Annotated in this window: 21 protein-coding genes and 3 pseudogenes; 16 read left to right on the forward strand and 8 right to left on the reverse strand. The window is 70.5% G+C overall.

The genetic code is table 11. The features are described 5' to 3' along the window. The first annotated feature begins 119 nt into the window (after positions 1–119). The 6 genes from ACFVVU_RS36150 (at position 120) to ACFVVU_RS36175 (ending at position 8,876) form a co-directional block, all read left to right on the forward strand. Positions 120–2,186 carry an AAA family ATPase gene (locus ACFVVU_RS36150; protein WP_387794089.1) on the forward strand — a complete coding sequence of 689 codons (2,067 nt, stop codon included), beginning with the start codon at positions 120–122 and terminating at the stop codon, positions 2,184–2,186. 19 nt (positions 2,187–2,205) lie between these two features. Beyond that, a complete protein-coding gene (locus ACFVVU_RS36155; protein WP_387794090.1) occupies positions 2,206–2,379 on the forward strand; it encodes a hypothetical protein in 174 nt (57 codons plus the stop codon). A 672-nt stretch (positions 2,380–3,051) separates the two neighbouring features. Next, positions 3,052–6,027 (forward strand): tetratricopeptide repeat protein, encoded by a 2,976-nt coding sequence (locus ACFVVU_RS36160; RefSeq protein WP_387794091.1) that lies wholly within the window; start codon positions 3,052–3,054, stop codon positions 6,025–6,027. Positions 6,028–6,199: 172 nt separating this feature from the next. Then, positions 6,200–6,874, forward strand: a complete 675-nt coding sequence (locus ACFVVU_RS36165; protein ID WP_387794092.1) for a hypothetical protein — start codon at positions 6,200–6,202, stop codon at positions 6,872–6,874. 410 nt (positions 6,875–7,284) lie between these two features. Beyond that, positions 7,285–8,628: an ISL3 family transposase gene (locus ACFVVU_RS36170; protein ID WP_387794093.1), complete on the forward strand. Its 1,344-nt coding sequence runs from the start codon at positions 7,285–7,287 to the stop codon at positions 8,626–8,628. Beyond that, positions 8,577–8,876 carry a transposase gene (locus ACFVVU_RS36175; protein ID WP_387794094.1) on the forward strand — a complete coding sequence of 100 codons (300 nt, stop codon included), beginning with the start codon at positions 8,577–8,579 and terminating at the stop codon, positions 8,874–8,876. Before ACFVVU_RS36170 ends, ACFVVU_RS36175 begins: the two co-directional genes overlap by 52 nt. 86 nt (positions 8,877–8,962) lie before the next feature. On the opposite strand, the gene ACFVVU_RS36180 is transcribed toward ACFVVU_RS36175, so the two are convergent. The 3 genes and pseudogenes from ACFVVU_RS36180 to ACFVVU_RS36190 all read right to left on the reverse strand — a co-directional run. Then, positions 8,963–9,301, reverse strand: a complete 339-nt coding sequence (locus ACFVVU_RS36180; RefSeq protein WP_387794095.1) for a hypothetical protein — start codon at positions 9,299–9,301, stop codon at positions 8,963–8,965. A gap of 365 nt (positions 9,302–9,666) precedes the next feature. Further along, positions 9,667–9,828, reverse strand: coding sequence for a hypothetical protein (locus ACFVVU_RS36185; protein ID WP_387794112.1), 162 nt, complete (start codon positions 9,826–9,828; stop codon positions 9,667–9,669). A 143-nt stretch (positions 9,829–9,971) separates the two neighbouring features. Then, positions 9,972–10,106: pseudogene (locus ACFVVU_RS36190) on the reverse strand (AAA family ATPase); the annotation flags it as partial. A 191-nt stretch (positions 10,107–10,297) separates the two neighbouring features. On the opposite strand from ACFVVU_RS36190, the pseudogene ACFVVU_RS36195 reads away from it, so the two are divergent. From ACFVVU_RS36195 to ACFVVU_RS36220, 6 genes and pseudogenes are all read left to right on the forward strand, one after another. After that, positions 10,298–10,513 (forward strand): annotated as a pseudogene (locus ACFVVU_RS36195) (transposase); the annotation flags it as partial. After that, positions 10,486–11,094, forward strand: coding sequence for an IS3 family transposase (locus ACFVVU_RS36200; protein ID WP_387794110.1), 609 nt, complete (start codon positions 10,486–10,488; stop codon positions 11,092–11,094). The pseudogene ACFVVU_RS36195 and the gene ACFVVU_RS36200, both read left to right, overlap by 28 nt. Before the next feature lie 95 nt (positions 11,095–11,189). Beyond that, entirely contained in the window at positions 11,190–11,966 is a 777-nt protein-coding gene (locus tag ACFVVU_RS36205) for a hypothetical protein (RefSeq protein ID WP_387794096.1), read from the forward strand. 14 nt (positions 11,967–11,980) lie between these two features. Then, on the forward strand, positions 11,981–12,493 hold the full coding sequence (locus ACFVVU_RS36210; protein ID WP_387794097.1) for a hypothetical protein: 513 nt from the start codon (positions 11,981–11,983) through the stop codon (positions 12,491–12,493). Between the two features lie 136 nt (positions 12,494–12,629). Further along, a complete protein-coding gene (locus ACFVVU_RS36215; RefSeq protein ID WP_387794098.1) occupies positions 12,630–12,881 on the forward strand; it encodes a hypothetical protein in 252 nt (83 codons plus the stop codon). Between the two features lie 563 nt (positions 12,882–13,444). After that, on the forward strand, positions 13,445–14,602 hold the full coding sequence (locus tag ACFVVU_RS36220; protein WP_387794099.1) for a methyltransferase domain-containing protein: 1,158 nt from the start codon (positions 13,445–13,447) through the stop codon (positions 14,600–14,602). Positions 14,603–14,654: 52 nt separating this feature from the next. On the opposite strand, the gene ACFVVU_RS36225 is transcribed toward ACFVVU_RS36220, so the two are convergent. Continuing rightward, a complete protein-coding gene (locus tag ACFVVU_RS36225) occupies positions 14,655–15,029 on the reverse strand; it encodes a hypothetical protein (RefSeq protein WP_387794100.1) in 375 nt (124 codons plus the stop codon). 207 nt (positions 15,030–15,236) lie between these two features. On the opposite strand from ACFVVU_RS36225, the gene ACFVVU_RS36230 reads away from it, so the two are divergent. After that, positions 15,237–15,716: an SMI1/KNR4 family protein gene (locus ACFVVU_RS36230; protein ID WP_387794101.1), complete on the forward strand. Its 480-nt coding sequence runs from the start codon at positions 15,237–15,239 to the stop codon at positions 15,714–15,716. A 996-nt stretch (positions 15,717–16,712) separates the two neighbouring features. Here the strand turns inward: ACFVVU_RS36230 and ACFVVU_RS36235 are convergent. Both ACFVVU_RS36235 and ACFVVU_RS36240 read right to left on the reverse strand, forming a co-directional pair. Further along, positions 16,713–17,351 carry an alpha/beta hydrolase gene (locus tag ACFVVU_RS36235; RefSeq protein WP_387794102.1) on the reverse strand — a complete coding sequence of 213 codons (639 nt, stop codon included), beginning with the start codon at positions 17,349–17,351 and terminating at the stop codon, positions 16,713–16,715. Between the two features lie 777 nt (positions 17,352–18,128). Further along, entirely contained in the window at positions 18,129–18,437 is a 309-nt protein-coding gene (locus ACFVVU_RS36240) for a hypothetical protein (RefSeq protein ID WP_387794103.1), read from the reverse strand. On the opposite strand from ACFVVU_RS36240, the gene ACFVVU_RS36245 reads away from it, so the two are divergent. Beyond that, a complete protein-coding gene (locus ACFVVU_RS36245; protein WP_387794104.1) occupies positions 18,424–19,098 on the forward strand; it encodes a hypothetical protein in 675 nt (224 codons plus the stop codon). The genes ACFVVU_RS36240 and ACFVVU_RS36245 overlap by 14 nt on opposite strands. Positions 19,099–19,338: 240 nt before the next feature. Here the strand turns inward: ACFVVU_RS36245 and ACFVVU_RS36250 are convergent, their stop codons facing one another. Beyond that, complete coding sequence (locus tag ACFVVU_RS36250; protein WP_387794105.1) at positions 19,339–19,818, reverse strand: hypothetical protein; 480 nt, start codon at positions 19,816–19,818, stop codon at positions 19,339–19,341. Positions 19,819–20,126: 308 nt separating this feature from the next. Here ACFVVU_RS36250 and ACFVVU_RS36255 point away from each other — a divergent pair, with 308 nt between their 5' ends. Further along, a complete protein-coding gene (locus ACFVVU_RS36255; protein WP_387794106.1) occupies positions 20,127–20,633 on the forward strand; it encodes a hypothetical protein in 507 nt (168 codons plus the stop codon). A 122-nt stretch (positions 20,634–20,755) separates the two neighbouring features. Next, on the forward strand, positions 20,756–21,133 hold the full coding sequence (locus ACFVVU_RS36260; RefSeq protein ID WP_387794107.1) for a hypothetical protein: 378 nt from the start codon (positions 20,756–20,758) through the stop codon (positions 21,131–21,133). Between the two features lie 684 nt (positions 21,134–21,817). On the opposite strand, the pseudogene ACFVVU_RS36265 reads toward ACFVVU_RS36260, so the two are convergent. Further along, positions 21,818–22,325, reverse strand: a pseudogene (locus ACFVVU_RS36265) (IS5 family transposase); the annotation flags it as partial.

Here is a 22,325-nt window from a genome sequence, read left to right on the forward strand (position 1 = left end):
CAGTAAGTCACATAAGCGTGACAGCGATGAGCTCCGCTTGTAAGGCGAAAAGCCCATTGCCGACCATCGCGGTCTGCCATGCTCCTCCGCATCGGCCAGGCACGGACGGACGGCGTCTCATGAAGATTCACTCGATAGCGGCTCAGGACTTCCTCTCCTTCGCCTCCCTCGACCTCACTCTGAGGCCCGGGACGACGGTCGTCACCGGGCCCAACGGTGCCGGGAAGTCGAACCTGGGCGCCGCCCTCGCGCTACCTCTGCTGGTCCTGGAGCAAGGACTTGGCGGCTCCCGAGACGGCTCAGATCCGTTGGAGCTGTATGAGCGGGCTGGCCGGTTCGGTGCCGCCGCCTACACCGTCAGCCTCGAAATCGAACTGGACCAGCCCGGGGAACAGGAGTTGGTGCGGTTGTTCGCGGAAGCCGCGGTAGCCGCCAACGCGCTCAACGCTCATGGTGAGACAAGGCATCTGGAGAGAGACGTACTCGCGCTGTTTCCGGGGCTGAACGTTGCAGCGGACTCCGTCACGTCCCTGTTTCGCGGCACTCTGCGGATCGCATTCTCGGCACACCGCCGGACCCGCTGGTGGGCTGCATGGGAGTTTGACCACAACGGCCAGCCGATGCAGTGGATCCTCCGCGGGCCCCGCGCCGATTGGCTCTGCCGCGGCCAGCTTCCGCCTTGGACGGAGGGCGGCTCCGCTTCGCCGCTACTGCGGTTCACGGAAATAGGGACGGAGCAGCGAGCACAGGAAGCGACGATGATCTACCTCTTCCTGCGGGAGGAGGAATCGCCGTTGACAGGTGAGACGGAGCCTGCGGCGATCGACTTCGCCCGCATCATGGCGAACATCGACCCTACGAGAGCGCGTGCCGTCGACGTTCCGGCGCTCACCGACGGCTCGGGCGTCGAGCCATCCGCCATCGCGGCGCTCTCGCACGCCTTGGGCCGCGAACACACGGGCCAGGAACGCTACGACTTCCGTTCCGTCCTCGCCGCGGTACTGCGTCAAGGCCTGGTGCTCACCGACAACCGCCGGCTCCCCCTCGCGCGGGACTTCCCTCTCGCGCAGCTGCGGGGTCCTGCCGACCTGCGCGACGGCAGCGCGGTGGCCGCCGAGCTGTACCGCCTCAAGAACGGCAGCATCGAGGAGCAGCGGCGCTTCGCACAAGCTCGGACGACCTTCATGGACATCACGCGCCTCGACCTTCACCTGCAAAGCACCCCTACCGCCGACCAGGGTATGACGATCGACATCCTCGTCGGCCCGGCCGGCAGCGCCCGTATTGTCCAGTTCGCGGGCGCCGGCGTCCAGGAGTCCCTGCTGCTCGCCACCCTGCTGGCAGGGGAGCCGGGTCGCGTCCTCGTCCTCGACGAGCCGGCCGTCAACCTGCACCCCACCGTCCAGCGAAGCCTGTCACGCCACCTCGCCAGCGTGCAGGGCATCGTCATCACGCACAGCCCCGACATGGTCCCCTGCTCCGACATCGAGGACCTCGACCGCGTCGTACGCCTCACCCAGCAGACCGACGGCACCCGCGTCAGCTCCGTGCCCGCCGCACACCGCCCCCAGCTCGCCAACTGGATGCAGCGACTCCTCCTCTCCGACGTACGAGCACTGCTTTTCGCCTCAGGGGTGATCCTGTGCGAAGGGGCCACCGAACTCGGCGCCCTGAGCCAGTGGTGGAGCCAGAACCCGGGCGGCCTCGGCGACCCTGGTAGCGCGAACATCGCGATGGTCGACGTGAACGGCGATGCGAGCTTCGGCGGGTACATCAACTACCTGGAGGCGTTCGACATCCCCTGGGCCGTCATCGCCGACGGCCCGGCGTTCGCGTCCACGGCCAACCTCGGCAAGCAGCTCAGAAAGCTCCGCCTCGCCCCGGACGACCCACCCGCCGACGACGCCGACTTCGCCGCCTGGCGGGCCTACTGGAACCGCGCCGGTGTCTTCACCCTGGCCGACACGTTCGGCACCGGCGGAACGAAGGCCGGCGAGATCGAGGCCTTCCTCGCTCAACTCGACAAGACGCTGTTGGACACCGTCCAGGCCGAACATCGCTCCAGCAAGCCCCGCATCGGTGCCGCGTTCGCGGCCGCCCACCCCGAGGCGCCGACCGAGGTCACGGACCTGTACCAACAGATCCACACCCACCTCAACACCCGCTCAAACCGACCAACGATATGAGCAGGCCAGCACCCGAAAATTGCGGAACCCCTCCGGCAGGAGGACCGTCGGTGTCCCGGCGCAGCGGGCCGGCTGGCCCGGCCTGGAAGCCGACCAACAGGACCCGCTGACGGCGATCGGCATCGAGGAGGACCAGGAGCTGGCGGCAGCGAAGGCCGCCGCCGAGGCGGAGCCGAAGGTGTCCCGCAGCTAAAGGTTCGCCCAGGGCGTGGAGCCGGTGGAGGGTATGGAGGCCAGCCCAGAGGGTGAGTAGCAGATGGTGGTGTCGCACTTCGCGCTGGGCACCTGCGCCCTGTTGTGGTGGACCGCCCGCCAGGTCGGCCACGACACCTGACGCAGCTGCGAGGATGCCCTCGCCCGGTCGCCGAGGACCAGACCGCCTGGTCGGTGCTCAGTCCGCCCAGCGGTGGTCGACGACACCGTACAGGTCGGTACGCGCGGGGCTCCACCGGCAGGGCTGTTCCGGCTTCGGTGATGGCGGTTGCACGCACGGCTTCAGGAACCGTTGGCTCCCCCGGGACCCGGGGGCGGAGCCGCTCCCGGGTGGTTGGCGGGATCGGCCGCGGTGGGGCATGTGCCGGCACTACGCTGCGGCGGGGGTGAACGGACGGTGTCCGTCACAGAAGTGTCCTGGGGGCGTGATGGATACCGTGTTGATCGTGGTGGCTGGAGCGCTCCGTGCCCGGAACGCAGCGGTGGGCGGTGGCGTCCGGTGGTTCGACGAGTGCGACATCGACGTCCGTCTCGCTCGGCCCGGATCCGTCCGCGGTGACGCACGCGGCATCGATTCGAGCGGGAGTCAGCCATGACCCCGCCTCCCTGGTCCTGGCGCGGCAGGCCCGGGAAGCCGCACGAGCCAGCCGCCGTGCGCGATCCCGGCAACCTGGGAGAGGTCGCCGACAGCGCCCGCCCGGCCGAGAGGGACAGCACACCGGTCCCGGGTCCGGACCGCATCCCGGCGATGCCGGCTTCGGTCGATGAGAGCGACGCGCCGGTGGCGGTCAGCGGGCCGACCGGTGCGCGGACGCCTCCCCCCGTCCGGGCGGAGGCGTCGGGCGAGAAGGCCATCGGAGCGGGGCACGACATCGCGCACTCCGCCGTCGGACAGGGCAGCCGTGTCGAGCACACGGAGGTGAACAACCGGGTCGAGGGCAGCACCGTCCACGGCGATTTGTTCCAGGCCGAGAACGTGACGGTCAACAACACCTACCACCCCGCGCCACCGCCCGTACCGGTGTGGCGGCCGGTTCGGGTGGGCGCAGTGCCGCCGCTGGCTTCGGCGTTCCAGCCCCGTCCGGGCCTGCGGGAAGTGATCGACGGGGCGCGGGAGCGGAACGCCGCCGTGGTGCTCACCCAGGTCCTGTCCGGTGGCGGCGGAGTCGGCAAGACCCAACTCGCCGCCACGTACGCCCACCGGGCCCACGCCGAGGGCGTGGACGTCCTGGTCTGGGTGAATGCCGCCGACATCTCGCAGATCGTCTCCACGTACGCGAGAGCCGCACACCAGGTGGGGGCACCCGGCGCAGACGGGCGGAAGGCCGAACGCGACGCGGACGCCTTCAAGGAGTGGCTCGCCACGACCGACCGTTCGTGGCTGGTCGTCCTCGACGATCTCACGGACCTCGAAGGCGCCCAGCCGTGGTGGCCCCACCCACTGGCCGGATCCGCAAGCCGCGCACGGGTGCTGGCCACCACCCGCCGACGTGACGCGCTCGTCTCGGGTGCGGGCCGGGCGGTCGTCGACATCGGTATCTACACCCGCGCCGAAGCGCTGGCCTACCTGCGCGAGCGGCTCGCCACGGCCGGAGCGGAGCATCTGCTCGACGTGGGCGCCGACGACCTGGTCGAAGCGCTCGGCCGGCTTCCCCTCGCCCTCGCCCACGCCGCGGCCTACATGATCAACGAGGACAAGGTCAGTACCCACTACCTCCACCTGTTCAGCGACCGCACGTCCCGTCTGGAGAGCCTGCTGCCGCCGGCTGCCGACACCGACGGCTACGGCCGGCAGGTCACCGCCTCCCTGGTCCTCGCACTCGACGCAGCAGAGCAACGCGAACCCGTCGGCCTCGCTGCGCCTGCCATCCGCCTCGCCGCGCACCTCGACGCCGCCGGCCACCCTCAGGACCTCTGGGCCACCGCCGCATTCACCCGCTACCTCACCACCTACCGCGCGCCGTCACCCGGCACCGCCGCGCCGGCACCGGTCACAGCCGATCAGGCACGCGCCGCCGTCCGCCTGCTCCACCAGTACGCCCTGCTCACGAGCAAGGCGGAGGACAACCCGCGCGCGATACGTCTGCATGCCCTGACCGCCCGCACCGTCCGGGAGGGCATCACTGTGGGCGAGACGCCGGCAACCGTCCACGCTGTCGCCGACGCCCTCAGGGAGGTCTGGGAGTACGAGCACGAGCACCCCGTGCCCCTTCTGACCGCTGTCCTGGGCTCCAATACCGCTGCCCTCGCAGCCCACGCCGGCGACCTGCTCTGGAACCCCTATGCGCACCCTGTTCTGTTCGCGGCGGGCGCCGGACTGAGCGACGCGGGCCTCTACTCCGCCGCGCTCGCCCACTGGAAGCGTCTCGCCGCCGATGCCGAACGGATGCTGGGCCGCGACAGCCTCAGCACCCACATCGCCCGGGAGAACCTCGCGACGTCCTACCGGCAGGCCGGACTCCCCGGCGAAGCGATCCTGATCGGCGAACAGGTGGTCGCCGACAGCGAGCGACTTCTCAGCCACGACGTCACTCGTGCTCTCGCCGCTCGTACGAGTCTCGCGGCCTCCTACCGGGAGGCCGGCAACACCGGTAAGGCGATCGACTTGCTGGAACAGGTGCTGGCCGGCAGCGAACGGTCGCTGGGAGGCAATCACCCCGACACATGGGCTGTCCGCGGCAGCCTCGGATCGTGCTACCGGCAGGCCGAACGCACCGGCGAGGCGATCACAATCGAGGAACAGGTACTCACCAACAGCAAACGACTGCTCGGCGACAACCACCCCGACACCCTCACCGCAAGCGCCAATCTCGCCGCCTCCTACTGGCAAGCGGGGCGCACAGGCGAGGCGATCACGATCGAGGAACAGGTACTCACCAACAGCAAACGACTGCTCGGCGACAACCACCCCGACACCCTCACCGCAAGCGTCAACCTCGCCGCCTCCTACCGGCGGGCAGGGCGCACCGGCGAGGCGATCGGTCTGCTGGAACGGGTGGTGCCCGACATCGGGCGTCGTTTGGGCCACGACCACCTCCACACCCTCACGGCTCGTGCCAACCTCGCGGTCGCCCGGGGACAGGCGGGGCGTGTCGGGGAAGCCGTCGACCTGTTGGAAGGGGTGGTTACCGACTGCGGGAGGCTCCTGGGTCACGACCATTCCCAGACTCTGTCTGCTCGCAGTAACCTCGCCGCCGCCTACCGGCAGGCGTGGCGCACCGACGAAGCCACCGAACTCGAGAAGCAGGTACTCGCCGAGCGGCAGCGGCAACTCGGCGCAGCCCACCCCGAGACCCTGACCACCCGTACGAACCTCGCGTCCTGCTACCGGCGGGCGGGCCGGGTCGGCAAGGCGATCGTCATCGATGAGAGTGTCCTCGCCGACAGCGTGCGGGTTCTCGGCGAGGACCACCTGCTCACCCTCACTGTCCGCGCCGGCCTCGCCGCCTCCTACCGGCAGGCAGGACGCACCGGCGAGGCGATCGACCTGCTGGAACAGGTGATCGCCGGTGCCGGGCGGATCCAGGACCACGACCGCCTCCACCGGAAAGATGCGGGGTCGGACGGGCTGTTGGAGAGGCTGGTCCGGCGGGCCGCCGGTCGCGAATGGCCGGGACAGGGGACATGAGCGGGGATCGACGGGGTCCGTGCCGGGCTCCTGTTCGGGCTCTTCCTCCTCGCCGGAAGGTGTCCGCGCGAGTCGGACTTCGTCTGCGCCGTGCGGTGGTGCCGCGTTCCCCGCAGGGGACGGACATGGCGACCGCTGGCATTGCCGGTCACCGGGGTGCCGGCGGCAGCAGGTGAAGCCGCTGAGCACGCCGGCGGAGCTGCGGCAGGCCGTGGTCTCCCATCTCGGCGCTCACGCGGTGCGCGAACAGCTGCCCGCGCACCTGCGCAGCTGCCGGTGCCGCGTGAGCGGGTGCCCGTGGCACCTGCACAGCCGCAGCTGCGCCGGGCGGATCGTCCTCGTGCTGTTCCAGCGCCAGGGCCGGATGTGGTACCTGGCCGACGCGTGTGAGGGCTGCGCTCGGGCGATCGCGGGGGCTGCGGCAGTCCACTTCGTCGGCCGGTTCCCGCTTCCGGCTCCTCCCCCATCGCAGCGCGTGTGCTGGCGCGGAGGTGAAGCCCGGACCGGGGAGCAGCAGCGGCTCGCTGCCAGAGCGGCTCTGGGCTACACCGCGGTCTCGCTGCATCCGTCGGTCGGTGCCGAGGTGAGGCTTCTCGCGGTGGTGTGCACGCTGCGGGTTCGCCCGTCGGGGCTGTCCCCGTTGCCTGGTGGCCTGGTGAGGGCGCTGCGGTTGGAGGAGCCGGCCGCGGCGTTACGGGAGTTGCGGGAGAGCGGCTGGCTGTATGAGTCGCAGGGGCATGACGGTTCTCCCTCGGTGCTGCTTCCGAAACTGGTCGGCTGCCCGAGGCGGATGCGGGCGGGGCATTGGGCGCTGAGAGCGCTCAGCGACCGCCGAGTATCGCGCTAGGGGTTTCCCGTCGGCTGGCTGCGCTGACGGTCGCGGCGTGGCGCACCGACCCGGAGGGTCCGGTGGTCCTGGACGGCGGGACGGCCGCGCGCGGATGCGGGCTGACCGAGGCTGCCTTCGGGGAAGCGCTTGATGAGCTTTGCGGCGTCGGCGTGCTCGGCGGTTGGCGGCCTGGCGCAGCCGGCCTTGTCCTCGCGCACACACCTTCCTGACACCACGTGACCGTCGATGGTCTCCTGTCCTTCTCTGGCCTGTTCCCGCCGAAGCCGCTCTGGGCCGATCGCATGCGTGAGGCTGGGGGTTGATGTCTTTGGCTGGCCTCGTGCTGGTCGTCTCCCCGCCTCGTGAAGCGGCCTGTCGGCGGCGGCTGAACCGTGGTTCTGGATCACTTTCCGCGATCATGAACGGTCGTGGCTGACGATCTCCTCCAAGACCTCTGGCTCCACCGGACTACTGACGTCGCGGTGAACTTCCTGACCATCCGCGCCGACCGCGTGACCGTTCACGCCGCCACAACCGGCGACGAGGCGGGCTGTCCGTCGTGCGGAACCGTCTCGACCCGGGTGCACAGCAGCTACGTGCGGCGGGTGGACGACAGTGCGTCGGGCGGGCGTCGGGTGGTCGTTGAGTTACGGGTCCGCCGGTTCCGCTGCCGTGAACGAGCTTGCCTCCGGGCCACGTTCGTCGAGCAAGCGGCAGGGCTGACCTTCCGCCATGGGCGGCGGAGCCAGGGCCTGCAGACTGCGCTGCAGCAGCTCGCCCTGGCCCTGGCCGGCCGGGCCGGCTCCCGCCTGGCCGAGACCTTCGCGGTCCCGGTGAGCCGCTCCACGCTCCTGCGGCTGATACGCGCCCTGCCGGATCCGGCGCACTCGGTGCCGCGCGTGCTGGGCATCGACGAATTCGCCCTGCGCAAGGGCCACGTCTACGCCACGATCCTGGTCGACATCGAAACCCGCCGCCCGGTCGATCTGCTGCCCGACCGCACGGTCGCAACCGTCCGATCCTGGCTGGCCGACCACCCGGGGGTCAAGGTCGTCTGCCGCGACCGGTCGGCCTCCTATGCCGAAGCCGTACGGCTCGGCGCCCCGGACGCGATCCAGGTTGCCGACCGGTTCCACCTGTGGCAGAACCTCGCCGACGCGGTGGAGAAGACCGTACTCCAGCACCGTGTCCTGCTGCCCGAACCAGCCCCTGCGGCCGAGTCGGTCCCGACTGTCGCCTTGGCGCCCGTCGGCTCCGAGCCCCGCCGGACCGGCCGACTGTCCAACCGGGTCCGCGAACAGCACGCCTCCGTCCACGCACTCATGGAGGACGGGTTCAGCCTGCGCGTCATCGCCCGCAGACTGGACCTGGCTCGCGGAACAGTTCGCCGACTGGCCCGCGCGAAGGACCCCGACGAACTGCTCGTCGGCCGCTGGACGGGACGCACCAGCATCCTCGGCCCCTACAAGCCCTACATCGACCAGCGTTTCGCCGAGGGTCACACGATCGCCCGGCGCCTGTTCGAGGAGGTCCGGCAGCGCGGATTCCCCGGCCAGGAACAGATCGTCCGCGAGTACGTCCGCCGACTTCGAGCAGCGTTCCCGCACCGGGACCCGCCACGCCGCAAGCCCTCCGTCAGGGACGTGACCGGCTGGATCACCCGCCCCCCGACCGCCTCCGCAGCGAAGAGGCCCAGCAGCTCAAGGAGCTTCTCGCCCGAGTGCCGGCGCTGGCCACCACCGCCGAGCACGTCAGAGCCTTCGCCGAGCTGATGAACGACCGCCGCGGAAGAGAGCTCAACGACTGGATCACCCGCGTCCAGCAGGACCATGTCCCGGCCCTACGCAGCTTCGCCAACGGTCTCCTGCAGGACCTCGATGCGGTCGTCGCCGGCCTGACCCTGCCCTACAGCTCCGGCGCGGTCGAGGGCCACAACAACAAGATCAAAATGCTAGAGCGGCAGATGTTCGGCCGAGCCAACTTCGATCTCCTACGCAAGCGCGTTCTCCACGCTGCATGACCGCTGGCCGTGGTGGCGTGGAGGGTCAAGCATCAGGTGTGGACGGTGATGGCGCCGCGCACGACGGCCGGAGGATAGGGCTCGGGTCAGTGCTGGCCGATGCCTCGGCTGTCGAGATAGTCGACCAGTGCGGCCTCCTTCCGGAGCAACTGGTCGCGGTCATCGGCCGGTAGTGAGGCAAGGGCGTCGAGCAGGACGCGCTTGCGAGGAACGTAGACCATGTTGCCCGAGTAGATCCGGCACCCCGAGCACCAGGCAAACCCGATGCACCGCTCGAAGCTGGAGGACTCGGGCGGATGGAAGCGGTACTGGTAGGAGCGGACAGGCTCGTGGCACACGAGGCAGATCCAGCGCCCCTCACCGTCGCGGACGGACCAGGCGTTTCCCCTCTTGCGCCAGGACTTCCGGCCAGCCGTGCTCTTCAAGTTGCCATGCGCTCATTCTGCCGTCGGGCGGCGCTCAAGGGACAACCGATTGTTCTGGCTGTCCATGCGGCGGGTACAGCAGCCACGACCGTTCATGATCGCGGTTCCGGTGACGCTCCGTGGCTCTGGCACGGAAAGTGATCCAGAACCAGTTTTCACCCGTCGCCGAGACGGCGACGCCGCGAGCAGCACCACGCGGGTACGGACGCCTTGCCGTGTTCGGCGGCCGGCGCCTACGCGTCGCCGTCCGCTCCCGCTCCGCCGCTCGGGGCGACCGGCGGGCGTCCGAGGGCGGTGCCTGGTCGCACTGGGCTCCCAGTGAACGGCACGCTGAAGCCGGTCAGATCCGGACGATGAGTCGGAGTTCAGAAGTCTCTCAGCGTGCTGTCCAGACGGCTCATGATCCATCGGATGAGCTTCTTGTCGAGGGCCAGGCCTGGATTGCGGGTCATCTCGTCGCGTGCGTGGTAGGTGACGTTGGCCCAGCTGCGGAAGTTGCCGTGGCAGACATAGTCGTCGGAATACATGATGAGGTCGCGGTCCGCTTTCTCCCACAGGGGGTGGAAGGCGGGGATGTGGGTGAGGACGTCGGCCGGTGTGAGGGGGCGGAACTGCTCCCAGTCGTGGATGGCGAGGCCAGGGCCCGGCGGTCCCTGAGCTTCTTGTGGGTGCTGTCGGCGCCGACGAACACGAGAGGCCGCTGGGTCCGGTCCCAGAGGGTACGCAGGTATTCGAAGGCTGTGGCGCTGAGGTGTTGGGCTTCGTCGCACAGCAGGACGTGTGAGGTGCTGGCGAGGGTGTGCATGAGGCGGTCGTAGGAGACGTCGGCGGGCAGGTTGAAGTTCCACCTTCGGCTCGGACACCTGGACACTGGGACGTGTGAGCCCGGAGGAAGCAGTTTCAGGTGGGAACCAACGGCAACATGAGTAAGCGGTATACGGCGGAGTTCAAGCGTGACGCGGTCGCGCTGGTGCGCTCGTCACCAATCGGAACGTCACCGAGATCGCCAGGGAGCTGGGGGTCGGCCCGGAAGGGCTGCGGGGCTGGGTCAAGCAGGACCGCACCGACCGGGGCGAGGGCCGGCCCGGGGAACTGACCGGCGCGGAGCGCGAGGAGCTCACCCGGCTGCGGCGACAGGCCGTCGAGCAGCAGAAGACGATCGAGATCCTGCGCAAGGCGGCCGCCTGTTTCGCGGCCGAGACGAATCGGTGATCCGCTTCCGCTTCGTTGAGGACCATCACGGCGCCTGGGGCGTCAAGCGGATCTGCCGGGTTCTGGGCATCGGCCGTTCCTCGTTCTACGACTGGCGGGCCGGCGAGCAGGCCCGCCGTGACCGCGAGCGGGCGGAGGACCTGCTCGACGCCGAGATCACCGTGATCCACCCGGCTTCCCGGGGCGCCTACGGCGTCCCGCGCGTGCACGCGGAACTTCGCCGCCAGGGCCGGGCGGTCAACCGGAAGAGGGTCGAGCGGATCATGCGCGAGCGTGGGATCGCGGGCGTCACCCGCCGCCGACGCCATGGTCTGACCCGTCAGGCCCGCAAGCCGGTGCATGTCCCCGACCTGATCGGGCGCGACTTCAGCGCGCCCCGGCCGGGAATGCGGCTCGTCGGCGACATGACCTTCCTGCCGACCGAGGAGGGCTGGCTCTACCCGGCGACCTGCATAGACCTGGCCACCCGCGAAGTGGTCGGCTACGCGATGGCCGACCACCACCGCGCCGAACTGCCGGTGGCCGCGCTGCGGATGGCCGAGCTCCTCCACCCCGCCAACCGCCGGGTGGGGCCAACTTAAACCGTTCCCCGGTGGGGCCACTTGCAGCCGTCACCCGGGGGCCAGAAAACACCGTCCTAGACACTCTCCTGCGTGGCCACTTCAGCGACGACACGGTGCGCCGGGACGCCTACGGCGTTACCGCCGAACTCGCTTACTTGCTCGCCTGGAAGCACCACGACCTCGGCCAGGAAGGCGCCGCTCAGCGCTACTACCTGCTCGGCTACCAACTCGCTTGCGAATCCGACTACCACGGCCACGGCGCGTGGATGCTCCGCGCCCTCGCTCACCAGGCGCTGAACCTCAAGCAGCCCGAGTTCTGCGTCGACCTCGTTGAGGAGTCCCTACGCCGCTCGGCTGGCCGCATCGACCAGCAGACCCGGGCCCTGCTGCTCATCACCAGCGCCCGCGCCTACGGGGCGACCCGCCAGGGCGGCAAGGCCTCGGCCGCGCTGCTTGCCGCCGAGGACGCCCTGAGCCGGACTGGCGACCCCGTGGCGGGTTACGCGCTTGCCGTGGGGCCGGTGGCCGCGACCATCAGCTCCCACACGGGGAAGACCTTGACCGAACTTGGCGACCATGCGGGCGCTGAACGGCACCGCCGGGCTGAGCTGTCCGGTCGGGACCCGGAGGAGTTCCGACGGGTCCACGCGCTGAGCACGCACGAGCTGGCCAGGACGCTGGACCGGCAGGGCCGCATGGACGAAGCGGTCGCTACGTGGCACCAGGCGCTGGACCTGATGGACGGAGTCAGTTCGGCCCGGAATACCGAGTCCGTCAAGTCCATCTCCAAGACGATGGCCAGCTACCGGGCGCGCGGTGTTCGCGGCGCTGGTGCCCTCGCCGAGAAGGCACGGGGGCACTACTCGCAGCCTGATCGACAGCGCTGCTGACCTACGCTGCTGGAATGACGAGCGAACAGGACAGCGGGATCTTCATCAACGGCACCGAGGGCGCGGAGACCGGCCGCCCCCTTGGCCTGCCGGTCGTCCCGTCTGCTCCGATCGTGCACGAGGTCACGGTCGGTGCCGCCGCCAAGGTGCTGGCCGCGCGCGGTGGCGCCGAGGGCCTGGCCGCCAGCGCCCGCCGCGCTCTGCTCCACCGCTCGTGCCGGCCGTCCCCCGATGCTGTGAGTGTGGCGACCACCACCGCCAACAACGGCTTCGTCCGGGCGACCGCCCGGGTGGAGTGCGCCGACCAAGGGTGCGCGTTCGAGCGGGAAGTCCAGGTGCAGCGCGAGATCCTGGCGGCCATGCTGGAGGGAACCCGAGAGATCGTGGCAGAAGCGGCCGAGCGCGCGCTGCTGCACAGCCCCGGTGGCACCCGATCTGCGGCGTGGACCGTATATCAGCAGACGGTCCGGCGGGCACTCGGCGAGCTACGGGACAAGCTGGAGCTGTACACCGGGGAGGCGTCGTGAGGTGGCTCCGTCGCCGCCCGGCCGCGGCCGCGCCACCGGCCGAGCGTGCGAACCCGCCCCGGATCGCCGTGCCGGAGCACGACCTGCTCGGCATCAAGCCGGTCCTGGGCAGCCCGGCCGCCCTGGCCGTCGCGCTGTGCTGTGCCGCACCGGCACCTGCGTCGAGGTCGAGGGCGAGCTCGTCGCGGACGACGACCAGGTGCTTGTGCAGTTTGCGCTGCCCGTCTTCGACGCCGAGGAGCCGTTGACCGCCGAGGCCGCCGAGGACCTGGCGGACGCCCGGCCGGAGCGCACCACCGGCACGTACGACGAGCACCGCGCCCGGGTCGGTGAGCTCCAGGCGGGGCGACGGCCGGCCGCGAACTCGCGCGGTACCGCGACCTGGTGATCCTGCACTTGGGCTACCGCACCCGGGCCCGCCGCTCCGACGAGGCCCGGTATCGCCGCGCCGAACGGCCTCACACTGCGGTCATGACGGAGAGCCTGGTAGGCCGCTACGAGGGCCCGGTGCTATCGGCGGGGAGCGGTTCGAGCGGGTGGTCTTGGTCGTCGGGGCCTCCCCCACACCGACGGCTCGGCCCCCCGGGTGCTGAGCGGTAGGGTGCCTGGCGCGGTTCCGAGAAGACCGCTGGTGGCCCCGGCGCGAGCAGTGCGCCGGGGCCACCTTCTCGCGGAGCGGCCGCACACGAGACCCGGCGTACGGGGCGACCCCGCGCCCCGTACGCGCCCGTGCGCCCTCTACCGCCGCCGGGGCAGGGCGGCCAGGATGGTCGGGTCGTTGTCCCGTACACGAAAGGGGACCTGCGGTGAGGCAGCCGCTGCGAGGTGCGCACGAGAGGCCGCCGGTGGACCCGGGCAAGGGCGACCCGCCGCCCGGGAACGCGGATGGAAAGGTGCCGAGGCCCGACCCGGGCAGCGATGGGAAGCACCACAAGCCGAAGAAGGACTGACGTGGACCTGGCGGAACGGCGGTCCGCACTCGACAAGGTGATGGACGCGCGCGGGGAGTGGCCCGAGCGGTCCGCGTGGCTGCGCGAGGCCGTGGCCGCGCTTCCCCGGGACTTGTTCGCGCCGGAGAGGCTGTGGCGGTGGGACGGGCACGCGTACGTGCCGGTTGACCGGCAGAGCGATCAGGAGGGCTGGGCTGACGAGCTGTACGGCAGCCCGGACGCGGCCGCGATCACCCAGGTGTCGGGCGGGCTGCCGTCCTCCAGCGTCTCCGCGCAGGGGGTGGTGGTGGACATGCTGGACTCGCTGCTCCTGGAGCCCGGGCATCGGGTCTGGGACATCGGCGGCGGTCAGGGCTGGAACGCCGCCCTCGCGGCCTGGCGGGCCGGGCCGGACCGGGTGGTGTCGACCGAGATCGACCCGGCCCTCGCGGTGTTCGCCCGGGAGCGGCTGGCGGCCGCCGGCCTGGACGTGGAGGTCCTCGTCGCGGACGCCACCACGGCGGTGCCCGGCGGCGGGCGGTTCGACCGGGTGACCGCCACCTACGCGGTCGAGCGCGTGCCGTGGACGTGGGTGGAGGCGGCCGGGCCGGGCGGGCGGATCGTCTACCCGTGGGGCCGGCTCGGGCACGTCGCGCTCACGGTGGCCGCCGACGGCCGCAGCGCGAGCGGCTGGGTGCAGGGGCTCGGGCAGTTCATGGCGGACCGCACCGGCCCGGTTCCGCCGTCGGCCGGCCCCACCGCGTTCCGGGCGGTGCGCGGCGAGGGCCCGGCCGAGACGGAGCGGTTCCTCGACCGCGACCTCGCCCCGCTCGAATCGGACGTGGACCTCAGGTTCGCCCTGCGGGTCGCTGTGCCGGACGCGGTGGTCAGCACCGGCCGCGACGAGGAAGGCGTCAGCGCCTGGGTCCACGACGGCGCGGCGTCCTGGGCGGTGTTCTCCGCCGTCGGCGACGGCCGGACCGTGCTGCACCAGGGCGGTGGGCGGCGGATCGGCGACGAGCTGATGCTGGCCTGGGTGCAGTGGGAGGGGCTCGGCCGGCCGGAGCCGTACGACTATGGCATCACGGTCACCCCCGAGCGCCAGTTCGCGTGGCTGAACAGCCCGGACGACGGGCCCCGGTGGCCCCTCCATGAAGCGGCGGCCGCGACATCGCACTGAAGTCTGCGGGCCGCCGCGACGGTCTGGCCCCGCCTTCCCCGGGCAGGCGGGGTCAGGCCGTCGCGGCGTCGGCCGTGTCGTCGGCGAGGTGCTCGGCGGCGCCGGGCAGCGGCTGGGCGGTGCCGCCGGGCCCGGGCAGCAGCAGGGTGTGGGTGCGGGTCCGCACCCCGGCGCGGCCGCGGCCCGTGCACACCACGGTGGCGGTGCGCGAGGTGATCATCCCGTGGCCGTCGCCGAGGCCAGCGTAGGAGCGGTGGCTGGTGGTCAGGCGCAGGGCGGCGCCGGGCCAGGGGACGGTGACGAGCAGGGTGGTGCCGGAGGCGCGCAGGTGCGCGGCAAGTCGCTGGTGGTCGCGCGGCTGCGGGGCGGTGGTGGGCTGGAGCATGATCACGCCGCAGGCGCCGTTCCTGGCGAGGGCCGAAACCACCTCGCTCCAGTGCGGTCCCGGGGTATCTGTCCTCTGACAGGAGATCGTGACCGATTGCCAAGCGATCTCGACCACTGGGGCGGTGCGGTTGCCGGCTCCTGCCACCCTGCTCTCATGGATGACTTCGTTGGTACGCAGGCCCCGATTCGCCGACTGACCGATCCTGCGGAGGCGGTCGCCGCATTGGAGAGTGCAGTTCCGGGTCTGGTGGCTCTGCGTCTGCCAGAGCCCAGGAGCGTCGACTGGCGGCTCGTGGAGGCCGGCCTGGGTACTGCCCTGCCGGAGGACTTCAAGCTCCTTCGCGAGCTCTACCCGACCTTCGGCCTGGGAGGCTTCCTCGGCTTCGGCGGGCCGGAGCGCGGCCACGAGCAGCCCTGGGTGGAGGGTGCGCGCGGATCGCTGGAGGATCTGGAGGAGTTGTGCTCGGAGGCGAACCTCGCCGCGCCGTTCCACCCCTTCCCCGCGCCGGGCGGGCTGCTTCCCTGGGCCGGTTCGAACCAGGGCGATCTCTTCCTATGGGCCACCAGTCCTGCCGGGCCGCAGGAGTGGACGGTCACGGTCACCTCGCGGAGCTCCGCCTGGTGGCACTACACCGGCGGAGCCGTCCAGTTCCTTGCCGACCTGGTCACGGGCGCGGTGGAGCCCTGGGCCCTGCCCAGGGTCGGCCCCGACATCGCGAGATGGTGATCGGAGCCAGCCCGCCCGCACGACAAGCAGCCGCTCGGCGGCTCCCGCACTCACGCGACGGCCCCGGCGGTAGCGCACCTTCAACCGGTCAAGATCACTTGACAATCGATCACGATCGCCTGTCAGAGGACGAGGCTGATCGGCTACCTGCCGCAGTCTGGTCGAACAAGTCCTTGTACCTTGCCGTGGTGACCAATACTCCTGCTCCTTCACCGTTCAGGCGCCTGGCGACCCACCTCGGCCTCGTCCACCGTCCAGGAGGAGAGCCGTTGCCGGGGGCGCCCCGCAAGTCCCGGTTCGGCCCTGTCTCGCCGCGCTTGGACCAAGAGCTGGAGGAGCTGCGGACCCGGGTGGCAGCGCTTGAAGAACTTGTTCGGGGGCAGGATGCCCAACCCCCTGCCGGACGCGATTGAGACGTCAAGGTCACCTGTCAATCGGTCAAGGTCACGTGGCAGAGGACAGTAACCGCCCGAGCCGGGTGCCCCAGCACCTGTCCCCGCCCAAGCGCGGAGCGCCACTACCAGGGAAAACGGCTGGGACTGTCCAAGCGAAACGGGTGGAATCGGACACCTGAGACACGGGGTGGGACAGGGCTGGGACAGCCCCTGTCCCAGCCCGGTCGACCCGCCCTCCGACGCCCCGGCCTGCAGGTTCGGGCCCACCCGCAGCCCGGTGACCGGGCCGCCGTCGCGGCCGCCGTGGCCCCAGGCCCAGTGGATCCGCCAGGGACCCGGCCCCTGGTCGATGTAGGACGTCGACGCCGCCGTGCCGTGGTGGCCGGGCAGGGTCGATGAAGCGCGCGCCCCGGAACTGATCAAGCAACTGCGCGTGGCGACCGAGGATGTCCGTGCCGCCATTCTGGCCCTCGCCCGCCGGACCCGGATGCGGACCGTTCGCGGGTACCCGTTGTGGCCTTCGTACGCCGTGGATTCTCGGATGCCGGGCCTGTGGCTCAGCTGACTGTCCTGGTCAGCTCATGGAGGGAAGGTGACGGGGCTACGGGGCAGAGGTGGTCGGTGCGGTCGGGGGCTTCAGGCAGGGGGTTGTGACGCCCAGGACCATGGGGCTGCCGAGGGTCACGATGTCGTCGGCCTGGAGGCCGCCCTTCTCGCTGTCGGCGACGCCGACAGCGAAGCTGCCGTAGCTGTGAGCGATGTAGCTGAGATGGGTCTTCGGCTCGCCGTGCGCGACCCTGAGTCCGTCGGAGAAGCGGCGCATGTCGTCGGCGGCGTCGAGGCCGCGCATGGGATTCGCCGCTTTCGGGATGCTCTCCGGTGTGTCGTAGCCGAGGTAGGAGATCACGGCGACGGCCTCGCCTTCCTTCGCGTACCGGCCGGCGTAGCTCTGGAGCTTGCGGATGTGGTCGATCTGCCCAGGGACGCCCGGCGGTGTTGGTCCCGGGAACGAAGACGGAGGTGTGGGCGGCCTTGTCCGGGTTGCCGGTGGAGACGATGGCGCGCCCGTCCCCGCCGTAGGCCTCGGGGTCGATGCCGAGGAGGAACATCTGGTGCGCCTCGTCCCTCGCGTCGGCGGTGTCCTCCAGTTTCTTCTTGATCTCGGCCAGTGCCGCCTTGCGCTTGTCGAACGCCGCCTGGTCCAGGCCGAACGATGCCGCGGTGCCGGCCTGCAGGGCATCGAGCTTCTGGTCGAGCACGAGCCGGTTGGCCTCGTCCCGGACAGTCGACGGCAGGCCGTCCAGGCTTCCGATCCTGGCCGCGTCCAGGGCGAGGAAGGTCTCCTGCTGGCCGGGCGTCAGGCCCTTCCACCACTCGGCGTTCTTCCCGGGGTCCTTACCGTCCGGGATGTAGGACTCGGCCAGACCCAGGTCATTCATCACCGCCGTGACATCACCACGCGTCTCTGCGACGGCCCCGTTCACCCGCTCGCCGCTCAGAACCTCCCCGCCCAAGCGCCCGAGGGCGATCTGGCCCTGGTTGCTCGCCGCCTCGGCTTCCTTCAGCGCCTGGTCGATCCTGGCCTGGTAGCCGGCCCTGAGACCCATGAGATTGCGACGGGCGGCCTGGGCGTCCGGATCGTTGCGGTCCCCCGGCTCCTCCGGCGCAAGGTCCACCCTCCCCCCGGCCGACACCGTCAGGCCGCAGTCCTGCGCCCGCCGCACCGCGTTTGTCAGATTCGTCTGCGCCTGGTAGATCCGGTCGGCGACCGTGTTCAGCGTCAGCGCCACCGCCTCCGCCTCCACCCGGACGACGTCCAGCTGCTGCTCGGTGCGCGCCATGAACGGGAACGCCGCCTGGGCATCGGCCCCCTTCCACTCCCGGTGCAGGGGCCCGTTCACCTGACTGCGATGACGTGAACCCACCGTCTCCACCGCGTGCGCCAAGGCCTTCCAGTTCCTCGCGACCCCGCGCAGCCCTTCCGGATCGAACTTCACCAGCAGCTCGTAGAGGCCGTTCACTGCTTCGCCCCCTGCTGGCCCCAGACGCCGGCCGCCGCCTGATCGGTGTCGCTGTGAGCAGCGGAATTGGCATCGAGATTGGTTCCCGTCGCAACGATCCGCTGCTGAAGCGCCGCAAGCGGCGCACTCCAGCTGCTGCCCAGATGCCCCAGCGGGCCGGCGACGGACCAGCCGGCGAGCTGACCACTCACCGTCGTGGCCGAGGTCAGCGCGGCCTGGACCGGAGCACGGAGCTCCTCCGCGAGCCCCTTCGCCACCTGTGCCGACGCATGCAGTTCCTGCAGAACGACGTTGACGTCCGCCAACGGAATCTCCCCCCAGAGCCACGCCCGGTACAGCACCCGCCGCACCGGCACCCCCGGCACCACCATACGCTGCGCATCCGTTCAACTACGCAGATTCCGGGCCGCCGCCGACTACGCCAGCCAGGCCGACGAGCACCAGGCGGTAGCCGACGTCGACGGCTTGCGGCGGCGCGTCGGCGACCACACCGCGCAGATCCAGCCGCCGCGGGCGCAGGCCCTCCACCTGCGCGCCCAAGACGAGGAACTACACCGCCAAGCCGCGGCCGAGGTCGTATCGGTCGGCGGTTCCGGTTACGGGATCTCCGAGCAGCGAGTCGCCGACGAGCGGGCGAAGCCGCCCGGCCGCGCCGACACCGCCCTCGCCCTGGAATTCACCGCCCAGGCCGACGCCGGCGTCGGCCTGACGATGCCGGACGCGCTGTGCGCGGCCGCAGCCCACCGACTCGGCCTCCCCCTGCTCACCGCCGACCTACTGCCCGTCGAACAGAACACCGCGAAAGAGGACCAGCAGCTGGAGCGCCGGAACCCGAAGCCGGACCAGGAACCCGACAACGACCACGACGCTGCCGCCGACCCGCTGCCCGCCGAAGAAAGCACTACCACCACGGTCGAAGAGACGGAGCAGGGCCGCGATCGGAAGCCGGCAGCCGAACAGCCATAAACGCCGCACGCCCGGCTCGACCCCGCGCTGCCGACCTCCGCTCGGAGAGCTTCCCAGGGCACGTCTTCCTGCCACACCCACCGGCCCGACACCGGGCTGGGCGCGTAGACGCTGCGCCCGCCCGGATACCGACAGCCGGCTCCCGAGATGATCGCGATCCACGGATCCGACCGGCGAGGCCTACAGTCGCCCCGCCCACCACAAGACGGGGACCAAGCCCCGCCGTACCGGCTGATGCGGTCAACGAACGGGGAAGGCCAGCAACTCACGGTCCCATTCATCGGCTGCACGCAGCAGCTCAGCCTCGGTGAGCTCGATCTCGACCTCATACGGGGCCAGGTCACCCTCGGTGTCCGGCCGCCATGGCGGCGAGGCCTCAAGCGACAGATGGACGCGAACCCTCACGGCCCCGTCGGTTCGACCGACCAGACTGAAGGCCAGCACCGGTTCGATGAACGTCAAGGACGGCGACCACCCGCCCTCCCTGTCCTGCTGGGCCACAGCGACCCTTCCCCGGGCTGCAGCCCGCAACCAACGGGACAACCGCCGCCCCTCGTCGGTCAGCAGGACCGGATCGCTGAAGGACCAACTACCGTCGGGAGCCGTCACTCTGCCACCGATGACGAGCCAATTGTCGTCGTAGGAGTCACCGCTCGTCGCGGAGAACTGGTAGCCCACAGGCCGCAGCTCAACACTGTGTTCGTTGCCCGTCAGTAGCACCGCCATAGGATGTCACGGGCGACTGGCGCGAAGACCCACTGGCCGGTCGCTCCCCGCGCCACGGCTGGAACGTCAAACGGCAAGCTGAACCACCGACCGTCGATCCCGGCCCAACCCGACGGCCCGCCGGTTCATCCGGCGGGCCTCGCCGGTTCCGGATGAGATGCTTCGTCCCATGGTGAAAGGCCCCCCGGGCACCCCGGGGATCCGCGGCGGGATCATTCGCCTCGCCGGGCCCGGCAGGCCTTGGGCACGCCGGGTTGGCGGCTCGGGGTGACGAACGTGGGCTCGGCGACGTTGGAGCGCGGGTGAGCAGCACTTCCACGCCCCGCCCGCGGCGCGGCGCCGGGTTGGCGCCGGGCGTCGCCGGCCGGGCCTTCGCCGTCGTGGGCCGGGCGCCGCGGTCCCCGCTTCCCTGGTCCCGCGAGTCGGTCGACGACGAGCTGCAGAGCGTGCTGGCCGGCCATCAGCGACTGGTGGCCGCGCGGTGGGAGGCCGTGTTCGACGACCTGGACGAGGACGCGCTGGGCGAGGTGGCCCAGGAGGCCCGCCAGGACGGCCAGGACGGCCAGGACGGCCAGGAGCCGGCCGGGGCCGTCGACGTCTTCGTGCGGAGCCTGATGCGGCAGCTGGAGGACTGGAAGCAGGCCGACACCGCGCTGGCGAAGGCGCTGAACGAGGCGGCGCTCGGGCGACCGATGCCGATGTGGGCGGCCGACGCCCTGGCCGCCGATCAGGGCCGGCTGTGGGGCGCGCGGCAGGCCCTGCTGGAGGCGATCGCCCGACACCACCACAGTGGCCCCGCGCCCTGGTGAGGCCGGGTCAACGGGCAGGGCCTGGCGGTCTGGTCCGGTGAGCGCGCAGGATGGTCCAGCACCGGTTCCGGCGGCAGGGGGTTGACTGGCTCACGGTGCAACGTCAGCCGGGGAGGAAGTCCGTGGAGGATCCGGAGTTCAGGGTGGTCCTGACGGGGGCGGCCTACAGCGGGCCGGGAGCGCTGAGGGCGATCCGAATGGTCACCGGCCTGAGCCTGTGGCAGAGCCGCAAGCTCCTGGCCAGCGCACCCGTCACCGCCCTGGCCGAGCTCCCGTTCGGAGTGGCCGTGGCCGCTCTCAGGAGCCTGCAGGAGGGCGGCGTACAGGCCGCCCTGTGCTGCGAGTACTGCGAACGTCTGCTGCCCACCGACGGCACACCCGTCGACCCGGGCCCGTGCGAGTCCCCGTACTGGCCCACCGCCCACTGCCAGGCCAACTCCGAAACCGTCTGCGACCTCGACCGCTTCCCTTCCCACGACCCCGAATGGCCCGGCCCGTAGACACCGCCGGCTGCAAGGCAAGCGGCCGGCGTTGCTGGAGGCGATCGCCCGTCACCTGAGCTGCTCCGGGTTCGACATGGGATGCGGCTGGAAATGGTTCTCCGTTGGGTGGATGCCGCAGTCCTGAAGACTGAAGGAACGATGCAATATTTGACCAGGATCCTTCTTCTCCGCTGGATACCGTCGGGCCGACCTTTGCGCCTTCGCCATCAATTACCTGACCGGTAGTGATCTTCTTTCCGGCAAGGTCATCCGCAACAGACTCAATTGCCTCAATTGGGTCTTCGCAATTGTGCACCAGGACCGGGGTGGCGCCTGCCAGCACATAGCACATGTGGGGCAACATGCGATCGGCGCGCCAGCTTCGCCGGCGCGCCGATCGCGTTTCTAGCTTCGCGTTCTTCGAGGCCTTGTCGCAAGCTCCCGAATAACACTGAATCTACTTCCTATGCTGCACCGCCCTGCGCTTCCAGCCGCTCACATATTGCATCCAATTCCGCATCGTCTAGCTCAGGCGCGACCCACTCGCGAGAGGCCATGTGATCCAGGAATTCTTCAGGCAATGCCGCGTGATAGGTCCTCACGTAGTACGCTAGATCGCTCGGCCAAATCCACACGCCATCCGTCAAAGTTGAATATTGCCAGATATTCTTTCTCTGGCTATTCAGCAGATCGTCGGCCCAACTAAGGCGTGTCTGACAAATGATCATCTGGTCGGTTCGCGGAGCCAGAGGATCAGGGAGGCCAGGACGACTCCGGCGCGGTAGCGGTCGGCGAGCTTGTCGAACCTGGTGGCGATCGCGCGGAACTGCTTGAGGCGGGCGAAGCATCGTTCGACCACGTTCCGCTTGCGGTAGATCTCCTCGTCGAAGGCGGGCGGCCGGCCGCCGAGGCGCCCGCGGCGTCGGCGGTTGGCCACCTGGTCGCGGCGTTCGGGGATTGTGGCAGCGATGCCCCGACGCCGCAGCAGATGCCGGATCGCCCTGCTGGAGTAGGCCTTGTCGCCCAGCACCCGCAACGGTGTTGTGCGCGGGCGACCTGTTGTGGCTCGTGGGACGCGGATCCCGTCCAGGACCTCGGCGAACGCGGTGGCGTCGTTGACGTTGCCCGGGGTGAGCACGATCGACAGCGGCAGGCCCCGGCCGTCGACGGCGAGGTGGACCTTGGTGGTCAGCCCGCCTCGGGAGCGGCC

It is taken from the genome of Kitasatospora sp. NPDC057965 (assembly GCF_042887135.1).
Taxonomy (GTDB): domain Bacteria; phylum Actinomycetota; class Actinomycetes; order Streptomycetales; family Streptomycetaceae; genus Kitasatospora.